This is a genomic window from Micromonospora taraxaci (assembly GCF_007830095.1).
In the GTDB taxonomy this organism is placed as follows: domain Bacteria; phylum Actinomycetota; class Actinomycetes; order Mycobacteriales; family Micromonosporaceae; genus Micromonospora; species Micromonospora taraxaci.
Genome location: NZ_VIWZ01000001.1, coordinates 2,664,877 through 2,683,251, shown reverse-complemented (window position 1 = coordinate 2,683,251; position 18,375 = coordinate 2,664,877). Strand labels below are relative to the sequence as shown.

The 18,375-nt window shown below is 69.7% G+C and carries 16 protein-coding genes; 6 read left to right on the top strand and 10 right to left on the bottom strand.

The annotated features are described in order from the left end of the window. Positions 1 to 173 precede the first annotated feature (173 nt). Positions 174 to 878 carry a COG4315 family predicted lipoprotein gene (locus tag FHU34_RS12535; RefSeq protein ID WP_244311641.1) on the top strand — a complete coding sequence of 235 codons (705 nt, stop codon included), beginning with the start codon at positions 174 to 176 and terminating at the stop codon, positions 876 to 878. 17 nt (positions 879 to 895) lie between these two features. Beyond that, a complete protein-coding gene (locus FHU34_RS12530) occupies positions 896 to 1,339 on the top strand; it encodes a DUF4333 domain-containing protein (RefSeq protein ID WP_145780116.1) in 444 nt (147 codons plus the stop codon). A 12-nt stretch (positions 1,340 to 1,351) separates the two neighbouring features. Here the strand turns inward: FHU34_RS12530 and FHU34_RS12525 are convergent, their stop codons facing one another. The 3 genes from FHU34_RS12525 to FHU34_RS12515 form a co-directional block, all read right to left on the bottom strand. Next, entirely contained in the window at positions 1,352 to 2,287 is a 936-nt protein-coding gene (locus tag FHU34_RS12525) for a DUF1996 domain-containing protein (RefSeq protein WP_145780115.1), read from the bottom strand. A gap of 107 nt (positions 2,288 to 2,394) precedes the next feature. Then, on the bottom strand, positions 2,395 to 3,306 hold the full coding sequence (locus FHU34_RS12520; protein ID WP_145780114.1) for a 2-hydroxyacid dehydrogenase: 912 nt from the start codon (positions 3,304 to 3,306) through the stop codon (positions 2,395 to 2,397). 155 nt (positions 3,307 to 3,461) lie between these two features. Then, a complete protein-coding gene (locus FHU34_RS12515; RefSeq protein ID WP_145780113.1) occupies positions 3,462 to 4,130 on the bottom strand; it encodes a GntR family transcriptional regulator in 669 nt (222 codons plus the stop codon). Between the two features lie 175 nt (positions 4,131 to 4,305). On the opposite strand from FHU34_RS12515, the gene FHU34_RS12510 reads away from it, so the two are divergent. Continuing rightward, positions 4,306 to 4,821 carry a sigma-70 family RNA polymerase sigma factor gene (locus tag FHU34_RS12510; protein WP_145780112.1) on the top strand — a complete coding sequence of 172 codons (516 nt, stop codon included), beginning with the start codon at positions 4,306 to 4,308 and terminating at the stop codon, positions 4,819 to 4,821. Positions 4,822 to 4,825: 4 nt separating this feature from the next. On the opposite strand, the gene FHU34_RS12505 is transcribed toward FHU34_RS12510, so the two are convergent. Next, positions 4,826 to 5,563 (bottom strand): alpha/beta fold hydrolase, encoded by a 738-nt coding sequence (locus FHU34_RS12505; protein WP_145780111.1) that lies wholly within the window; start codon positions 5,561 to 5,563, stop codon positions 4,826 to 4,828. A gap of 47 nt (positions 5,564 to 5,610) precedes the next feature. Continuing rightward, complete coding sequence (locus FHU34_RS12500) at positions 5,611 to 7,845, bottom strand: AAA family ATPase (protein WP_145780110.1); 2,235 nt, start codon at positions 7,843 to 7,845, stop codon at positions 5,611 to 5,613. A gap of 351 nt (positions 7,846 to 8,196) precedes the next feature. Between FHU34_RS12500 and FHU34_RS12495 the strand changes: the two genes are divergently transcribed. Beyond that, positions 8,197 to 8,679, top strand: coding sequence for a sigma-70 family RNA polymerase sigma factor (locus tag FHU34_RS12495; protein ID WP_167524813.1), 483 nt, complete (start codon positions 8,197 to 8,199; stop codon positions 8,677 to 8,679). Between the two features lie 54 nt (positions 8,680 to 8,733). Here FHU34_RS12495 and FHU34_RS12490 read toward each other — a convergent pair whose 3' ends face one another. From FHU34_RS12490 to FHU34_RS12470, 5 genes are all read right to left on the bottom strand, one after another. Beyond that, positions 8,734 to 9,087, bottom strand: a complete 354-nt coding sequence (locus tag FHU34_RS12490) for a hypothetical protein (RefSeq protein WP_145780108.1) — start codon at positions 9,085 to 9,087, stop codon at positions 8,734 to 8,736. A 188-nt stretch (positions 9,088 to 9,275) separates the two neighbouring features. Then, complete coding sequence (locus FHU34_RS12485; protein WP_244311639.1) at positions 9,276 to 10,496, bottom strand: M20 metallopeptidase family protein; 1,221 nt, start codon at positions 10,494 to 10,496, stop codon at positions 9,276 to 9,278. A gap of 37 nt (positions 10,497 to 10,533) precedes the next feature. Continuing rightward, on the bottom strand, positions 10,534 to 11,205 hold the full coding sequence (locus tag FHU34_RS12480) for a trimeric intracellular cation channel family protein (protein ID WP_145780107.1): 672 nt from the start codon (positions 11,203 to 11,205) through the stop codon (positions 10,534 to 10,536). An 86-nt stretch (positions 11,206 to 11,291) separates the two neighbouring features. Continuing rightward, the gene (locus FHU34_RS12475; RefSeq protein ID WP_167524812.1) at positions 11,292 to 12,719 is read right to left on the bottom strand and encodes an alpha/beta fold hydrolase; all 1,428 of its coding nucleotides are present in this window, start codon (positions 12,717 to 12,719) and stop codon (positions 11,292 to 11,294) included. 41 nt (positions 12,720 to 12,760) lie between these two features. Then, positions 12,761 to 15,673, bottom strand: coding sequence for an AfsR/SARP family transcriptional regulator (locus FHU34_RS12470; protein WP_167524811.1), 2,913 nt, complete (start codon positions 15,671 to 15,673; stop codon positions 12,761 to 12,763). 701 nt (positions 15,674 to 16,374) lie between these two features. Between FHU34_RS12470 and FHU34_RS12465 the strand changes: the two genes are divergently transcribed. Both FHU34_RS12465 and FHU34_RS12460 read left to right on the top strand, forming a co-directional pair. Then, positions 16,375 to 16,956 (top strand): hypothetical protein, encoded by a 582-nt coding sequence (locus FHU34_RS12465; protein WP_145780104.1) that lies wholly within the window; start codon positions 16,375 to 16,377, stop codon positions 16,954 to 16,956. Positions 16,957 to 17,324: 368 nt separating this feature from the next. Beyond that, positions 17,325 to 17,918 carry a lytic polysaccharide monooxygenase auxiliary activity family 9 protein gene (locus tag FHU34_RS12460; protein ID WP_145780103.1) on the top strand — a complete coding sequence of 198 codons (594 nt, stop codon included), beginning with the start codon at positions 17,325 to 17,327 and terminating at the stop codon, positions 17,916 to 17,918. Positions 17,919 to 18,375: the final 457 nt, after the last annotated feature.

Genomic DNA, 18,375 nt, shown 5'->3' with positions numbered 1-18,375 from the left:
CGCCGTCGCCGCCACCCACACGGACGGTTGCCCGAAACGGTTCAGCGCGAGATTCGACATCGTGACCGGGGACTCGTCCGACCTCGACGGTGAACCAGTTCGCCGACCGCTTCGTGTGGATGCCGGACCGCGCGGATGGGCGTGGTCCTCCCCGAACACGAGGTGGAGCAGAGATGCTTGTGCACAGCCGGGTCGCGCTGAGCGCGATCGCACTGGCCAGCCTGGCGGCCCTGGGCGCGTGCGGCGACGAGGTGACCGGGCCGGCAGCGCCGGCCACGGCGGCCGCCCCGACGACGGCCCCCACGGCCGCGCAGCCGACGCCGAGTTCGACAGCCGAGGCCGGCACCCCGCCGGAGGTGATCGAGGCTCCGGCGACGCCGCTCGCCGCGCCGACGGTGGCGAAGACCCAGGGTCGCGTACGGATCTACAGCGGCCCGTCCGACGTCGCGCTCTCACCCGCGCCGGACACGGGACGGGGCAGCACCGTCGTCCAGCTCAACGGGACCGCGTCCGCCGAGATCGGCACGTACGTCGCCGACGGGCAGGGTCGGACGCTGTACCGGTTCGACAAGGACAGGGCCAAGCCGTCGACGTCGAACTGCAACGGTGAGTGCGCGACGATGTGGCCTCCGCTGCTCGTCAGGTCGCCGGGGCAGATCTACCCGAGCGGGATCAACCCGAAGCTCGTCGGTTACGTGGAGCGGGCCGACGGCACCTGCCAGGTGACCATCGGCGGCTGGCCGGTCTACCTGTTCGCGCAGGACGCCGCGCCGGGTGACGTCAAGGGTCAGGGGGTCGGGGGTACCTGGTTCGCGATCAGCCCGACCGGCGAGCGCACCAGGCCGCTGCCCGGTACCCCCACCACGGCCGCCAGCTGAGCCCGGAGGAGACGACGATGACGAACCCGTACGCGGGCGCCGACGGCGACTTCCCGACTCCCGCCCCTCGGTGGGCACCGGCACCTCCGGCGCAGTGGGGGCCGGACTCCACCGGGTCACGCCCACCCGTCGAACGTCGGCGGCGGGTCTCCCGGAAACTCCTGATCGCCGTCGTCGGCCCGGCGGTGGCCGTGGTGGCACTGGTCGCGGTACTCGGACTGGTCTGGCCCGGCTTCTTCGTCACGAAGGTCTTCGACACGGCGGCCCTGCAGCAGGGGGTGCTGTCGGTGTTGCGCGACGACTACCAGCTCGACGCGGACCTCGTCGCCTGCCCACCGGGCCGGTCGGTCGAGGTGGGCAGCCGCTTCTCCTGCTCCGCCCAGGTGGCCGGCGTGCCGAAGACCGTCACCGTCAGGGTGTTGTCCTCCGACGGCCGGTTCGAGGTCGGCCGGCCGCAGTGAGGTGTGCCCGGGTCAGTCCTGGCAGGTCCGTCCATTGTTGAGGCAGTCGACGACAGTCGCCATCAGCGGCTCCGGCATCAGGTTGACGAAGAATGCGTGATCGGTCAGCGGGCTGTTGCGCTGGCCGTCGAAGGCGTCGATCCGGAACGCGGCAGCCGGCGGAATGTCGTACCCGAGGGTCAGTCGGAGCCGGGGCACCGGGAAGGTGTTGCGCGGGCACGAGCCGTCCGGGGACGGGAAGACGAGGTGCGCACGGTGGCTCTCGCTGTCCGTCCGCAGGCCGTCCCAACAGCTCGGAAAGTCGTACATCCGCTGCACCCGGTCGCCGGCGGGGCATCGGGGGTACTCCGTGGTGCGCCGCTCCGCGGTGCTTGAGCACGTCCAGGTCGCCGCCACGTTCCGGCCCCCGTTGGTGATGGCCACGGCGTCCCCGACCGTGCCGGCCAGCTGCTGCGGCATCGGCACGACGGTTCCCCGGGGGTTGCCGGAGAAGGTGAGGGTCACCTCGACCGGCACCTGAATCGGGCCGTCGTGGCCGGTGTGGCCGGTGGTGCGCAGCACCGGCCAGAAGTACGTCGACAGGTCACCGTTGCGGCAGGTCGAGAGTGCCGCTGCGAGGGTCTGCGGCGTCGAGCCGACGGCGGTGGAGAGGTTGCCGACGTAGTCGTGTACGTGGTGCGGCTGCCCGGGAAAGCCGGGTGCCATCACGATGTTCGCGGTGTTGCGGTGGCCGTTCTCGTTTCGGCCACAGTCCCAGGTGTAAGTGCCGGTTGCCGCGCCCGGTGCGGCGGGGCCGGGCGGGACGAGGTTCATGTCGACGAGGTTGGTGGCCGTCGTCGGTCGCCTTCCGCCGCCAGTCTCGCTCTGCCATGCCAGGCCGCAGCCGAGCGCGACCAGCACCAGTTCCAGTGTCAGCGTCACGGTGAGGGCGCGCCGCCGCGCCGTCACGCGCTCGCCACCCGCTCGAACGTCCTGCGGCACAGTTCACACTCCCGTCGCCCAACTCGGTGGGCCGTGGTCAGGTTGGGCCAGTCGCTCCGCCGGACGCGCCCGGTTCAGCGGTCGACACGGTTGGCGAGGGGTTCTCCGGCGAGGTACCTGTCGACCTGGTCGCGCACCAGCCGGTACACGCGGTCGGTGAGCCCTTCGGTGATCGCGCCGACATGTGGGGTGATCAGAGCGTTCGCCTCCCGCCAGAGGGGGTGGCCGTCCGGAAGGGGCTCGGGATCGGTCACGTCGAGCGCGGCGCGCAGCCGGCCCGACGACAGTTCCCCGAGCAGCGCCGTGGTGTCCACCACCGGGCCACGCGAGGCGTTCACCAGAAGCGCCCCGTCAGGCAGGGCAGCCAGGAACTCGCTGTCGACCAGGTGCCGGGTCGCGGCGGTCAACGGCACCACGACGATCACCACATCGGCCCGGGGAAGCAGCACGGGCAGGTCGGCGACGCCGCGTACGCCCTCCGCCGGCCGCGCTGTCCGTGCCACGACGGTCAGGTCGACCTCGAAGGGTTCCAAGCGCCGGGCGACGGCTGCGCCCACCGAGCCCGCGCCGATCAGCAGTACGCGCCGGCCGCTCAGGTCGACACCCGGCTGCGGCTTCCAGACGCCGTCGAGCTGCGCCGAGTGCAGGGAGGGCAGGTGACGGAGCTGCGCCAGGGTGGCTGCCAGCACCCACTCGGCGGTCGCCGCGCTGTGCAGCCCACGGGCGTCGCAGATCACCGTTGTCGGTGGTGTCAGGTGGAGCCACCCGTCGGAGCCCGCGCTCGGCAGCTGCAGGACCTCCAGTGCGCGCATCCGTGGCACGACGTCGTGGAACTGCGGCTGGTCCAGCAGTGTCGGAACGAAGAAGGTGACCGTTTCGGGGTCCGAGGGCAGGGCGGCCGGGTCGTCCGCCACCTCGATCTCGACCTCCGCCGGCAGGTCGTGCAGGTAGGTCAGGCCGAGCTTGTGTGGGAGCCAAATCTTCACCGGGCGTCTCCGATCGTGCGGGTGGCCGCGCGCGTGTACCGCCGCTCATCAGGTACAACGTCATCCCGCAGCCCGTGTTCGACGCCGCGGCGCAGGTCACATCGGGCCGGGGACGGCTGGGGCGGATGAGGCGGTCGTGGCGGACCGGAGACGCTTTACTCCGGGGGCGCCTCGCACTCGAAGAGCGGATCCAGGCTGAGCCAATTGTCCCGGGCGGCCACTGCGGCTCGCTCCACCTCGTGGGCCTCACACAAATCGATGATGCGTTGGTGCTGTGCCACGGAATCGCGCCCGTGCACTGACGAGAAGCGGAGGCGTTCGAGCCGTCGAAGCATCGGCGTGAATTGCTCCAGCACGGAACGGATGGCCGAATTGGCGGCGGCCGTTACCGCGACGCCGTGGAATTCGTCGTCCGAGGCGATGGCGGCGTCGACATCGCCCGCCTGCAGAGCTGCCGCGAACCGTCGGTTGGCCGCCCGCATGGCTTCGATCTCGTCCGCGGACAGATTGGGCACCGCCTGGCGTACGGCCAGCTCGTGCATCGCTGCGGTGACCGACTGGGCAGCCCTCGCGGCCTGGACGTCCAACGGGGTGACCATGGTGTAACGGCCGGGTTTGGTCTGGACGAGGCTGGCCTCCTCGAGCCGGGCGAGCGCCTCGCGCACCGGAGTGCGGCTCACACCCAGCCACTGAGCCAGATCCGCGTCGTTGAGTCGTTCCCCCGGCGCCAGAGTGCCGTCGACAATTGCGTCACGGATCGACACGTATGCGTTTTCCCTCAGCAGGGCTCGCGGGATGACACCCTGACGTTCGGGGATCGGCATGCAACATATTACACACCGCGTCGAAGCCACTGTCAACGAGTCACACGCCATACCCCACCGGGCACGATTGCACCCCTGTCACTCGTGCATCACACATATGTCAGTCAGCTCTACCAAGGTTCGGTGACGAGCCGCGCGAGTGGTTCGTCACCGACGGAGGGGAAAGCGCTGTTCCATGTCACCCACGGCGCAACCCGGCGACAGCGACGCGCAGATGCGGCACCTGGTGGCCACGCACTGCGCGCCGCTGACCCGTTTCGTGTCGAGGATGACCCTCGACGTCGACCAGAGCACCGAAGATCTGGTCCAGGAAACGATGATCCGGGCCTGGCGGAGCAACCCGACCGCCCTCACGGCGAACGAACAGACCGGCCGACGATGGTTGTTCACGGTGGCCCGGCACCTGGTCATCGACCACTACCGCCGCACGCGCGCACGACCCCTCGAAGCGACACCGTCAGCCGACGGCGTGACCGCGGACGACTCGACCGCCTCCGAGGCCCTCGCGAACGTCGCGCTGAGCGAGGCCGTGCAAAATCTCAGCCGGGAGCACCACGAAGTACTGATGGAGGTTCTCATCGAGAACCGTCCCGCCCCGGAGGTCGCCGCGCGTCTCGGGATACCAGTAGGAACGGTCCGCTCGCGGCTTCACTACGCCGTCCGATCCCTGCGGGAAGCGGTCCTCGACTGAGTGCTCATGACCGATCGTCCTGGTAGAGCAGTCGAGCGACCTGGGCCGGGTGTTCCAGGTGTGGCAGGTGACCACCGGGCAGCACCGTGACGACGGCCGTCGGCAGGGCCGCGGTCAACCACTCGACATAGGGAGCTGGCGGCTGCGCGCCGGTCACCCACCGGTAACCGACGCCCCGGTCGGCGATCGTCCGCAGATCCGCCTCGCGATCGACGGCGATCTGCCCGTCGTCGCCGTGCAGAAGCTCGTTCCAGTAACCCAGCAGCAGATCGCGCCTCGGTGCGGTGGCGGTCTCCGCGAGGTGCCGCGCCTCGCCTCGTAGCGACTCGATCCCCATGCCGGCCACCATGCGCTCCCAGACGGCGCGCCATTCGGGGCCACGCAGCTCCGGCTCCGCCGCCCGTACGACGTCGCCGAAGGGGCCCGGCAGCAGGAACTGGTCCAGGTTGACGACGGCGCTCGTGGGATAGCGAGCGGCGTAGATCGTGGCGATCACACCGCCCACGGAGTGACCCACCACCGTCGGCGGCCGGGTCAGACCCGCCGAGGTGATCTGACTGTGCAGGAGCTCGGCAACCTCGCGCAGGTCGTACGACGCGCGGGGTGGCGCGTCGCCATGGCCCGGCAGGTCCAGGGCGAGGACCTTGCGGTCCGGTTGCAGGACCGCGAGTTCGCGACGCAGCGGGTCCCAGTGCCGCCGATCGAAGGTGAGTCCGTGAAGCAGAACGATTGGAGATGACATACCCGTTCGGCGTAACCACGCACTGAACGAATCGTGCGTGGCCCCGGTCACAGCTGCCAGCGCGCCGGCCCACCGGCTGCGGGCTGATAGCGGAAGTAGCTGCCGGTGTGTACCGACGCCCGCAGGTGCGCCGCCACGATGGGAGCGACCGGCTCCAGCCTGGTGAGCACCGCCCGCAGGGCACGTGTCGCGTTGACCCGGGCTCGTTCCGCTTCGGCGCTGTGCGAGCGGGTCCGACCCCCCAGGCCGGCAGCCCGCCGCAGTTCAGCCAGCAGCGCGCTCCTCTCCGCCGCGAACGTCGCGGCGAGTTCGACGTCGCCGGTGCGGTCTGCCACGTCCATCTGACGCGCGAGGTCGTCGAGCCGTTTGCGGTACGCCGCGCGGGCTGCGGTGTCGAGCACCGGTTCGGGCGCGGGCGCCACGAGGCCGGCGCCGCCGGCGGCCAGATCCAGCGCGGCGATCTCCTGGCCGGGTGCGGCCAGGAGGGCACGCAGGAAGTGCAGACCCCTGACGTCACGAAGGCGGGCATGCTCCGTACCGGCGTCGATGATCCAGTCGTCGCCGTCGCGTCCCAGTCTCCACACGTCGGCGCTCGGCTCGGCGTCGGCGGCCGGTGAGCCGTCCGCCGCCTTCGGGGGCGCTGTCTCGTCGGACAACCCCGGCGGGCCGGCGGGTACCGGCAGGCCGAGCCCTTCCGCTATCGATGCCGCCTGCGCCCGATCCCCACGGGCTGCGAGGGTGGCCGCCAGCCACGGCAGGGCACCGAGCCTCTCCTCCTGGGCGACAGCCCTGTCGAAGTGCGCCCGCGCTTGGTCGGACCGCCCGAGCCGGGCGGCCAGACGCCCCAGATAGTCGTCGACCGGCCCCGCGATCGTGTTTGCTCCGCCCCAGACCACCAGGCGACCGGCGTAGGGAAGGAGAGCATCGTAGAGGGCCTCAGCGGCAGTCGGCGCTGCGCCGAACGAGGCGACGAAGGCCAGGTCGGCCACCGCGCCGAGCCAGCGGGGACCCGCGCCGGCCAGCACCGACGGCAGCAGGCGATCCACTTCCAGCAGGGCCTCGGTGACCTCTCCTGACTCCGCCAGAGCACGGGCGGCGGTCACCTCGAAGAAGTGTCCGGGCAGTCGCCGCGCGAGCGCGCGCAACGTCTCGACCTCGCCTGCCGCGTCGCCGCGCAGAAGGGCCAGTCGACCCCGCACCGACGCGGTCAGCCGGTAGGCGTCTGCCAGGCCGACCCGCCGTCCCGTCTCGGTCACCTCGACGGCAAGCGCCTCCGCAAGCGCGAACCGGCCCCGGACCAGCGCCAGAACGGCGTGCCGGGACAGGGCGATGACCGCGGCCTCGGGGTCGCCGTCCCGCTCCCCCGCCCGGGCGTACGCCACCAGAGCGGCTTCGGCCGCGTCCAGGTCGCCGAGTTCGGCCAGCGCGACGAAACGCCAGAACAGCCCTCGCCGTTCGAGGACGGCATCCCCGGCCCGGCGGGACAGGTCGATGATCTGGGACGCCGTGGACAGACGCTCGTCCGCGGCAGCCGGATCCCACACCGCGTGCAGCCGCCCGTCCAGCACCTCGGCGAGGGTCCCCGGGTCGTCGGAGTCCCTGGCGAGCCGAACCGCCTCGTCGACGAGTTCCCGCCGTCGGGCCGGGGCGGACGGGTCGCCGAGCATCTCTCCGGCAAGCCGCACCAGCACGCGAGCCCGGGTGGCCGGCGGCAGCGCACGCGACGCGGCGTCCTCCAACAGCCGGATCAGCCCCGTGTCGAGGGCGAGGAACTGACCTCGCGAAGGCGAGGTGAGGGCAAACTCGACGACGGCGTCCTCGCCGGCTCCGGGCGGCACGGCCGCCGCGAGGTCGAGAGCCGGCCCGGGCCAGCCGGCGGTGAGCAACCAGACCGCGTGCACAGTGCCGATCGGCATCCCCGGCAGGACGGCAGCCAGTTCCGCCTCGGTCAGTGGGGCGAGATACAGGTGCTGGCAGGGGTGCCTCGCCTCGACAGTGGTGGCCAGGACCGCTGCGCCGCCGCGTGACAACTGGTCGAGGGCGGCCTCCGTCGCGGTCTGGTCGAGGTCGTCCAGGATCACCAGCCGGGCGCCCGCTCCGTCGGCTGTCGCCGTCCGATCCACCGGCAGGCCACGCTGCCGGGCGAGCTCCGCCGCCGCGTCGCCGAGCGCGGTCTTTCCCGACCCCGGCGGTCCGACGACGATCAGGCACCCGCCCCTACCGGCGACCGCGCCGTCCAGCAGCCGTCGGACGGCGGCGAGCTCACGGCGACGACCGATCATGTCCTGAGGGTAGGTGCTGCTGCTGGGCCTGCCCTGTCGACTCTTCTCGCCACCAGACGACTGAGGCATCGGGACAAGGTCCGCAATCGGAGGATTGGACGTACGGTCGGCTTTCCGATTATGTTTGCAGCACATTCTCCACCGTCTTTGATATGGCCGGGAAGCAACTCCTCAAATTCGACGTAACTAGCAATGAAGTAGATTTCCACTCCCTCTCTGTACGCTCTGATCTGACCTGCTGGATTTCTACGGGGAAGAATCATGACCAGAGCGGCGAGCACCATTGGGCCCGAGCTTCGCACGCACGACGAATCTGCCACGCCACATCCGACCTGCCGCGTTGAGGAACATATGCGCGACATTCACCGGAACAACGGCAGCGCCCTGCTCTACTTTCTGCGCGGATTCGTGTCCCCCGGCGTCGGCCACACCGCCGAGGATCTGCTTCAGGAGACCATGCTGCGTGCCTGGCGCAAGCTCGACACGGTGCCGACCGAGCCCGAGTCGCAGCGGCGCTGGTTGTTCGCTGTGGCCCGGCGGCTGGCCATCGACGCGCACCGCAAGCGACAGGCCCGACCGGCCGAGGTGAGCCTCCTCGACACCGAACCCGCAGGCTTCGGGAGCGAGGCGGCGAACACGGCCATCGCCACGGTCACGATGCGACGCGCCATCGGTCGACTCAGCACCGACCACCGGTCCGTGCTCACGGAGTTGTACGTCAAGGGGCACACCCTCGATGAGACCGCCGCTCGGCTGCGCGTTCCGGTCGGCACCGTCAAGTCCCGCGCGCACTACGCCACGCAGTACCTTCGCAACGCCCTCATCAACGAGTGAGCCGGCTCGCCAGGGTGCGGGCACCCGGACGAGCCGGCGGACTACCAGGATGGCTCAGGAGCCCAGCGGGCGGTCGAACATGTACGCGCGGAACGACTGGTACTTCCCGGCCTTGAAGGTTCGGAACGTGCCGAGATTCCACTGGTCACCCGTGCAATTGGGACCGGTGAACGCGCTGACCTGTTCGATGGTGCGCTCGCCGGTGAGTGAGTCCGCCGTCGGCGGCATCGCCAGGCAACTACCGTCGGGTTCGGCCACGTAGAGGACCGAGCGAGCGAAGGTGCCCTCGAAAATGCTCAGCCCCGTTTCCGGTACGTCGACGGCCAGTGCCGGCTGAGCCTGCATTCCGACCATCGCCGCGACACTGGCCACGGTCAAACCCGCGACGACACGAATCCTCTTACCCATGGTGGCACCCTCCCGAGTTGAGTCCATGCGGGGAAACGGGGCCGAAAGCCCGTCCCGCACGCCACCAACAGCGTCACTCGCGGGGCCGTGGGGAACAACCATTCGATGCCGTGACTAGACAGACAGAAAATTACCGATGTCGGATTGAATTTCGGCGCGCCCCATCCGTAGCAGCTGTGGACCTGCGGTCAGGTCGCGGCGAGACGGTCGAGGGCACGTCGGGCGAGTTCGGCGAGGACGAATGACGCGTCGGCCAGGACCGAGTCGTCGAAGACGGCGTGTGGGCTGTGGTTGGTCGCGGCGGTCGCCGGGTCGGCGGCGGCGCTCGCTCCGAGGTGGAGGTAGCACCCCGGCACCTGGTTCAGCACGCGGGAGAAGTCCTCCGCAGCGGCGATGGGCGTGGCCATCGGCTGGAACCGGTCGGGGCCCAGCGCGTCCCGTACCACCGCGGCGGCAAACTCGTACTCGTCGGCGTCGTTCACCGTCACCGGGTACCCGTCCTCGTAGGCGGCCTCGGCTGTCGTCCCGTACGCCTGGGCCACCGACTCGCACAACCGGTTGAGTTCGGCTCTGACCCGCGCGCGGTTCGCTTCCGAGAACGTGCGGATCGTGCCGGTGAGCTCGGCCTGCTCGGGAATGATGTTCGACCCGGCGCTCGCCTGCATCGTCGTGATCGTGACGACGACCGGATCGAACGGGTCGAAGGTGCGGGTGAGCATCGCGGGGATGGACGTGATGATCTGCGCGGCCACCGGGATCGGATCGTTGGCCAGGTGCGGCATCGACGCGTGGCCGCCCTTTCCGTTCACCGTCACGGTGAGCGCGTCGACGCCGCCCATGAGGGTGCCTGGTCGGCTGCGGAAGACGCCCCGAGAGGTCCCGTAGGAGCGCACGTGCAGGCCGTATGCCGCCCGTACCCGGGAACCGGCGGCATCGAGCACCCCCTCGTCGATCATCCGGGCGGCGCCGTCCCACCCCTCCTCGCCGGGCTGGAACATGAACACGACGTCGCCGGCCAGCAGGTCGCGGTGCTCAGCGAGGGTGCGGGCCGCACCGACCAGGGCGGCGGTGTGCAGGTCGTGCCCGCACGCGTGCATCGCGCCGGGCGTGCGGCTCGCGTACTCCAGGCCGGTCGCCTCGGTCTGCGGCAGCGCGTCCATGTCCGCGCGCAGCAGGACCGCCGGGCCGGGTCGGCCGCCGCGCAGGACCGCCGTCACCGATGTCAGCCCGGCGCCGCGGGACACTTCCAGCCCCAGGCCGTCGATCGACTCGATGACGGCCGCCTGCGTACGCGGCAGGTGGAGACCGGTCTCGGGGTACGCGTGCAGGTCCCGTCGCAGACGGACCAGCTCTGGTTGGAGCCTGTGTGCGGTCTCGCGCAGGACGTTGACGTGGTCTTGGTTGGTCACGGCGGGTCGGTCTCCTGGTCGGTGGCCGGTGAGTCGGTCACTCAGCGGGTGTCTTCACGGGTTGAGGGCGTCGCGGGCGTACCGCGCGCTGCTCGGGGAACGTCCAGCCGAAGCGGACGGCGGCCAGACGGACGGACGTGGTCACGACCACGCAGACGAGACCCGCGACCAGAATCGGTGTGCCGAAGGCGGTGAGCAGGACGAGTGCACCGGCACCGGCCCCGGCGGCGACGGCATAGAGGGTGCCGACCTGGAGGAAGGAGATCGGCAGGCTCAGGATGACGTCGCGCAGCATGCCGCCCCCGATGGCTCCGATGACTCCCACGACCAGCGCCCCGGCTTCGCCGACGCCGAGAGACAACGCCTTCGAGGCCCCGATCGCGCCGAACAGCCCCATGACGACCGCGTCCAGCACGGTGATCAGCCAGTCGGCTCGCGCCAGCGCCGGCTGTAGCAGCATGCCCAGGACCGCCGAGGCCCCGGCCACCAGCAGGTACCAGTTCTTCCAGATCACGACGGGCGGCTGGTTGAGCACGACGTCACGCAGGAGGCTTCCTCCGAGCGCGACGGCGAGCCCGATGACGATGACGCCGAGCAGGTCGATGCGGCGATGCCTCTCTCCCGCGGCGAACAGGGCGCCCTGAAGGCCGCCGAGGCCCGCGGCGAGGAGTTCGATCCACAGTGCCACCTGGAACGTCGTGCTGGACATGCGGCGTCACGCTCCGGGTAGCTCGGGGGCCGGCTCGCGGTGGTGCGGTACGTGCGAGCCGGCCCTGGGTCAGGGGTGGTGGTGCGTCAGCGAGCGCCGCCGGCGTTCTGCGCGGCGGTGACGATCACGTCGGAGACGACGCCGGGCTGCGTCGCGAAGAGGGCGTGGCTGGCCGCGACGTTGGTGATCTTCGCCTTGATGCGCGTGGCCATGTGCTGCAGCATCGCCTGGTCGAAGGCCCGGTCGTCGGTCGCGATGACGGCCCAGCTCGGCTTGTCGCGCCAGGCGGCGTTCTTCACCGGCGTCGAGAAGGCCGCCATGTTGACCGGCACCTGCGAGTCACGCAGGAAGGCGGCGTCGGCGTCGCTGGCATCCGCGGCGAACCCGGCCTTGAACGTGTCGGGGTTGAGGAACCCGTATCCGTCCTCGGCGACGTCGATGACGAAGTCGGGTGTCGGGCCGAATCCCTCGTACTGCTGGGCGGTGGTCTCACCCGCGTCCGGTGCCAGCGCGGACACGTAGACCAGTCCGGCGACGTTCGGGTGAACTCCCGTCTCGGTGATGACCGTGCCGCCCCAGGAGTGGCCGACGAGAATCGTCGGGCCGTTCTGCCGGTCGAGCACCCTCGTGGTCGCCGCGACGTCGTCCTCCATCGAGGTGAGGGGGTTCTGCACGATCGTGACCCGGTAGCCCAGGGTCGTCAGCTTGTCGTACACACCGCGCCAGCCCGAACCGTCAGCGAACGCGCCGTGCACCAGCACGACGTTCTCGATTCCTCGACCGTTGGTGCTCATGAGGTTTCCCCTTCCGTCGCCGCGCCGGCTCACCCCGGGCGGGGTCCTGTACGAACCGGCAACCACCGGCTCCAGTGTGCAGTATATTGCATGCGGAGTATCGCAACAAGGATGCTCGGACCTGTGATCGGCCGCTCGTTCGACCGAGTAACGGCCGAACACGCCGGCAAGACTCCGGCCCCTTCGCCTGGCGGCGTCGAATTGGAAGGTCAGGATGTCCGCCATGGGGAGGATCGTCCGGGTCATGCCGGTTGCCGGTGCCGTTCCGTTCCAGAACGACGGGAGTACGGCGATCCCCTGGTCGGAACGCAACGCCGCCACGTCCTCCCGCCACCGCGGCCACAACAGGCCGTCGTAGAAGTGCGGCAGTTCACCGGACACCGACCAGGTCAGCCACTCGCGGTGGGACAGCCTCATCCTGGTCCAGTCCAAGGACCGTGGATCGAAGTAGATGACCTCGCCGGGCACACCGGGCCGCCCTGCGGCCGGCCGTAGGCCGTTGAGGAAGAAGACGCCACCCAGCACGTCGTTCGCCACGATCAGACCCTCGGTCGGCGTCCACGTCCAGTCCACGTCGACCGGGAAGGCGTTGACCTGACCGATGCTGGGAAGGCTGACCTCCGCGGACGGTGAACCACCGAAGATGCCCAACCACCCGTCGTAGAGCAGGATGCCGCCGCGAGGTCCTCGGGGTCGTCGAGGTCGAGTATCACCGGTCACCCCTTCCATCCATACCTCGAACGGAATCGCGGCCGTGAAGTTCAGCGCCCGACCAGGGCTCGGGCCGCCGCATCCGCATCAAGGCGGTCCAGGCGATCGCGGATGTCGGCCACCTGCGGCACGCTGAGATGGCGAACCAGATCGAGTGCCTCCTGCCACGCCTCGCGGGCGCCGACCCGGTCGTCCACTGCCAGCGCGACGTCGCCGAGGTGCACCAGACACCCGACCCTGTTCATGCGCGACCCGGCCTGCCGGTACACGGCAGCCGCGCGCTTCATGCCCACCAGTGCGCCCGACAGGTCACCTCCGACCCGGCGGCCGTGGGCCAGGGTCTCGTGACACAGCCCCTGGCCGTCGAGGTCACCGAGCGCCTCGGCGATCGACAGGGCCCGTCCGACCAGGTCCGCGCTGGCGTCGTGCCGACCGAGACCGGAGTAGGCGGTGGCGAGACAACACAAAACGGACACCTGGTTGGGCAAATCCTCCAACGACTCGACGAGGCGCAGAGCCCGCTCGTGGTAGGCCACGGCATCGCGGTAGTTCTCCTGCGTGGAGCTGACCTGACCGAGATCGCGGTACACCAGCGCCTGCTCCGACCGATACCCCAGCCCGTTGTAGAGGTCCAGCGCCTGCCGCAGGAGACGCGCCGCGGTGTCGTCGTCACCGAGCGCATGCTCGGCGCCGGCGAGGCTCCACACCATGTGCGCACGGCCGATGGCGTCACCGGCGGTGGTGACCGCCCGCAGACATGCCCGTGCGACAGTGACCCAGTCCTGCCACCAGCCCTCGCGCTGATAGAAAATCTGCAGGCTCATCGCCAACTGCCAGGCCGACGCCACATCCCCGTCTTCGATCTGGCGGTGGACCACTGCCTTGAGGACGTGTCGGTCGGCGTTCAGCCAGGCGACTGCCTCCGTGGCGCCGGCCAACTGTCCGACGGCCACCGTGTCCATCGCCTTCGGCGGGTCCAACGCCTGCCCGGGGGCCAGTAGCCGGCTGGCCGCGTACGCCGTCTGCTGGTAGTGCTGGACGAGCCGGCGCGATGCCTGCTCCCTGGCCTCGTCGTCCTCGTGCAGGTGGACCAGCTCTCGCGCGTAGGCCCAGACGAGGTCGTGCGTGGTGAAGCGGCCCGGTGTGTGTTCGACGATCAGCCCGGTCCCCACCAGTTCGCAGACGAGCAGCCGCGCCTCGCCCACTGGCACGCCGGCGAGACTGGCCATCGCGGGGACAGTGACGTCCGGAACGGGCTGGAGCGACAGCAGCCGGAACATGCGGGCCGCGCGGGCACCGAGCATCCGGTACGACCACGAGAAGATCGCCCGGATGTCGTCGCTCATGTCGGAGAAGCCGTCCAGGCTGCCCTGGGCGTCTCGTAGTGCCCGGGCGATGGCGGTCAGCGAGTGATCCGGATGGGACAGGGCCCGGCCGGCGACCACAGCGAGCGCCAGCGGGAGCCGCCCGCAGCGCTCGATGATCTCGTCCAGGGCCGGCAGGTCCGCAGATGTTCGCGCCGTCCCGATCCGAGCGGTCAGGAAGCTTCGCGCGTCCTCCTGCGACAGGACGTCGAGCGTCATCAGGTGGGCGCCGTGCGCCGTGGCCAGCCCGGTGAGGCGCTTACGGCTGGTGACGAGCACCAGGCAGCCGGGAGCGCCCGGCAGCAGGGGACGTACCTGCTCGACGCTGTGGGCGTTGTCCAGCACGACGAGGATTCGGCGGCTGGCCAGGACACTGCGATACAGGCCGGACCGGGCGTGCTGGCTCGCCGGCATGTCGGCGTCCGCGACGCCGAGGGCATTGAGGAAGCCCTGAAGGGCTTCGGCGGGATGCAGCAGGGACTGCTCGGGGTCGAAGCCCTGGAGATCGACGTACAACTGCCCATCCGGGTACGCGTCGGCCAACTGGTGGGCGAGGTGGATGGCGAGGGAGGTCTTCCCGATGCCGGGGATTCCGTCGATGGCGAGCACCGGCATCGACGCCTGCGTCAACACGTGACCGTTGACCAGGCCGAGGGTGCGGCGCTGCGCGTCGTCCCGGCCGGTGAAGTGCGGAAGGTCGGCCGGCAACTGAGCGGGCAGCACTTCGGTGAGCGACGGCGCACGGGCGATCTGCACTCGGCCCGAGTGTGGGCTCGGGGACGAGGGCTCGTCGGCGACGGACGCAGTGGTTCCGGCGGCGTTCTGCCGCAGCACCACCTGGTACGCCTCGCGCAACTCCTCCCCCGGATCCACGCCCAACTCCTCGGCGAGTCGACGGCGGACATTCTGGAACAGCGCGATGGCCTCGGCCTGCTGCCCGTCGGCGGACAACGCGAGGAGGAGCTGGGCCTGCAGTGCCTCGTCCCACGGACGGTGGTCCGCCACGCAGCGCAACACGGGAAGGACTGATCGGGCTCGTTCCAGCCGCAGTGCCAGCGAGGTGGCCTCGCGGGCCAGGTCCGCGCACTCATGGTCGACGACGCTGAACGCGAGGTGATCGTTGGCGCCGAGCTTCGACGCCCCGCCGCACGGACCACGCCACAGGCCGAGCGCCTCCTCGTAGGCCGACATCGCCTCGGCGAACCGTCCGGCGCCCCCGTCCGACCTGGCTTGGTCGGCCAGGGAACGCAGTCTCAGCAGGTCCAGGTTGCCGGCGTCGACCTGCATCCGATATCCGGCGGCGTCGCCCAGCAGCCATCGTCCAGCGGATCTCGCCGGAAGACCGGGCTCGAACAGACGCCGCAGTGCGCCCACGTACCGGTGCACGACGTTCACGGCGCTCTGCGGCGGATGCTGCCCCCACACCACCTCGATGATCTCGCCGACGCTGACGGGTTGTCCGGCGTTGGCCAGCAGCAGACCCAGGATCAGACGTTGTTGGCGAGGACCGAGATCCACCTGCTCGCCCTTGCGCCAGACCCGCACGGGCCCGAGCACGCCGAAACACAGTGGTGTCTCGTCGTCATGGGTGACGGTCACGATCCCAACCCTCCTTCGTCCACCTGGGAACTGTCGTGAGATCTTCCGGTGCCGCCCGGCACACCGACGTCTGGCGTCGTTCGACGGTGCGCGCCCAGTCCGCCGTTCGGCGTGACACACATTCGGGAGGCGTAACCCCGGGCTGAACGGGCTGTTCATGGCGTGGGTCACATCGCGACGCGTCCCTGTCCGGGCCGCATCGCCCACTCCCTCTCCCCGGACCGGCTTCCCTTACCAAAATCCAGCCCGCATCGTGCAATATATTGCATAATGGCCTCGCCGCCAATCAGAAGCATCGCGGCTGTGGCCGTCACCACGGTCTTCCACGAACCGGTGTCGCGCGGACAGTCCTCGGCGAGGGCGACCAGGCCACACCAACACTGACGCTCGTCGATGTTGCCAGAACGCCTTCAGACGTGTTGGAATGGCTCATATCGCCGCAGCGCGGGGGCAACCGTGCTGGGAACGGCATGCACGGGAGCATCGCAGTGCCGGCAGCGCGCCGTTTGGGCAGGCGCTCGCTTGCCGCACCGCCGGGCCATCTCCACGACGACGGGCGTCCTGCCGGCTGGCGACCCCGCCCGTCGTCAGCACCCCCGGTACGTGTCCCCGGCGGCCGACGCGCTCGATGTCCGATCCGCCGGCCGCATCCGATTCGGCCTGCCAGCGCATCAGAACCGGCGACGAGGTGAGAAGCAGTCATGATTTCCCGACAGAGTTTCGCGGGGTGGTACCGACACCGCCTGGTGTGGGTGGCGGTGATCCTGTTGGCGACGTCGGCCGGCGCGGCCGTACTGGTCAACCGCTCCGACTCGAAGGCGGAGCCGGCGGATCTGCAGGCGCAGATCGTGGCCCGGATGCGTACGACGCTCGAACGGGTGGACCCGGGGCAGCACAACCACGCCGGGCACAGCGCCCAGCAGGTGACCGCCGGGGAGGAGAAGCCGCCAGTGATCTGCGGCGTCCGCGTCTACGGCTACGAGCCGGCCGAGGTGACCACACTCGCCGACGTGCAGACGGTCTACGGCTTCCACCTCTGCGGGGTCGCCGAGCGGAAGCGCCCCTGGGACGTGGCCGTCAAGCTGGCCGGTCCGGTGATCATGGACATGTCCTCCGACCCTCCGGGCATCCAGGTGGTCGAGGCGACCGAGGACGTCAGGTTCATCGACCGGCTGCGGCAGATGTTCCCGCCCAAGTACGCGACGGTGGCGCAGGAGGAGGCGCTGACGGCCGCGGAGATGGCCGACCAGCGTCGCCGGTACGACGCGGCAGCCGGACTCTGACCACGCCGCGCAGGGCGTCGCTCCCACACACGACCGGCCGCCGGGCGCGGAGCCGCCAGGCCGTGAGCTGACTTTCCGGGCACCGCGGTGGATGCCTGCGCGGGCGATGCCGCAGCTGCGGACCTCGTGCACAGACCCGCCATTGATCCGACGATTACGGACAGCTCGATCCACATCCGACTATAGGTAGATCAACATTGATATTTACATCTATTAATGCAACAGTGGCCTTGGGAGCGTTCCCACCCCCACCCCCCGCACCAACGAACGGAGGATGAACAGTGCGTTCACACCAGTTAGGTCAATCCGGCGGACCGTCCCGGTCAACCATCCGTCGGTCGCTCCAAGCGCTCGTCCTGCTGTTCGCGATGGTGGTCGGCACGCTGCCGTTCACCGGGGCCGCCCAGGCTCACGGCACGATCATCAACCCGGCGAGTCGGGCCTATCAGTGCTGGAAGACCTGGGGCAACCAGCACATGAACCCGGCCATGCAGCAGCAGGACCCGATGTGTTACCAGGCCTTCCAGTCCAACCCCGACACCATGTGGAACTGGATGAGCCAGCTGCGCGATGGCCTCGCAGGCCAGTTCCAGGCCCGTACCCCGGACGGACAGCTGTGCAGCAACGGCCTCTCCCGGAACAACTCCCTCAACCAGCTGGGAGCCTGGAAGGCGACGACCGTCAGCAGCAACTTCACTGTCCAGCTGTACGACCAGGCCAGCCACGGAGCTGACTACTTCCGGGTGTACGTCACCAAGCAGGGCTTCAACCCGGCCACGCAGCAGCTCGGCTGGGGCAACCTCGACCTGGTCGCGACGACCGGGCGGTACGCGCCGGCGCAGAACATCTCGTTCAACGTCTCGGCGTCCGGACGCAGCGGGAACCACATCCTGTTCGTGATCTGGAAGGCGTCCCACATGGACCAGACCTACATGTGGTGCAGCGACATCAGAATCGCCTGATCAGCGACGCGGCAACACTCCGGCCCAGGGCGTTTGGCGTCCTGGGCCGGAGCGCATCCGGCGTCGCAGCACCCGAGCAGGGCCGACGCCTGACCACATCTTGAGGTCAGGCGTCCTTGTCGTTGCGCGAGATCCGCAGCCCAGCCGCCAAATCGCAACAGGCCCGAAACTACCGGTTGATATCCCTGGAATTTTCTGCCAGCCTGAAGGCCATCGATGAGTGTGAACGTTAACATGATCATTTACCCGCTGGAGGTGCCACACCGACCACCGAGCCACCCACCGTCCCGTGGCAACACCCACCGTGCAGCCGCGCCCAGCGCCCGCCACCACATCGGCCAGGCGACCGGGCCCACCCATCGCAACCCTCTATCCGCTGGTCAGGTCGCTCCAACCGACTCAGCCAAGGTGAACGCCCGATGTCACGCCCAGCCCGGTCAGACGAGCTCGACATCGG

What these genes read in the sequence shown, in the direction of transcription:
- FHU34_RS12535 (WP_244311641.1), top strand. Translation starts at nt 174, where the DNA reads ATGCTTGTGCACAGCCGGGTCGCGCTGAGCGCGATCGCACTGGCCAGC.
- FHU34_RS12530 (WP_145780116.1), top strand. Translation starts at nt 896, where the DNA reads ATGACGAACCCGTACGCGGGCGCCGACGGCGACTTCCCGACTCCCGCC.
- FHU34_RS12515 (WP_145780113.1), bottom strand. Translation starts at nt 4,130, where the DNA reads ATGCCGATCCCCGAACGTCAGGGTGTCATCCCGCGAGCCCTGCTGAGG.
- FHU34_RS12510 (WP_145780112.1), top strand. Translation starts at nt 4,306, where the DNA reads ATGTCACCCACGGCGCAACCCGGCGACAGCGACGCGCAGATGCGGCAC.
- FHU34_RS12505 (WP_145780111.1), bottom strand. Translation starts at nt 5,563, where the DNA reads ATGTCATCTCCAATCGTTCTGCTTCACGGACTCACCTTCGATCGGCGG.
- FHU34_RS12500 (WP_145780110.1), bottom strand. Translation starts at nt 7,845, where the DNA reads ATGATCGGTCGTCGCCGTGAGCTCGCCGCCGTCCGACGGCTGCTGGAC.
- FHU34_RS12495 (WP_167524813.1), top strand. Translation starts at nt 8,197, where the DNA reads ATGCGCGACATTCACCGGAACAACGGCAGCGCCCTGCTCTACTTTCTG.
- FHU34_RS12490 (WP_145780108.1), bottom strand. Translation starts at nt 9,087, where the DNA reads ATGGGTAAGAGGATTCGTGTCGTCGCGGGTTTGACCGTGGCCAGTGTC.
- FHU34_RS12480 (WP_145780107.1), bottom strand. Translation starts at nt 11,205, where the DNA reads ATGTCCAGCACGACGTTCCAGGTGGCACTGTGGATCGAACTCCTCGCC.
- FHU34_RS12465 (WP_145780104.1), top strand. Translation starts at nt 16,375, where the DNA reads ATGATTTCCCGACAGAGTTTCGCGGGGTGGTACCGACACCGCCTGGTG.
- FHU34_RS12460 (WP_145780103.1), top strand. Translation starts at nt 17,325, where the DNA reads ATGGTGGTCGGCACGCTGCCGTTCACCGGGGCCGCCCAGGCTCACGGC.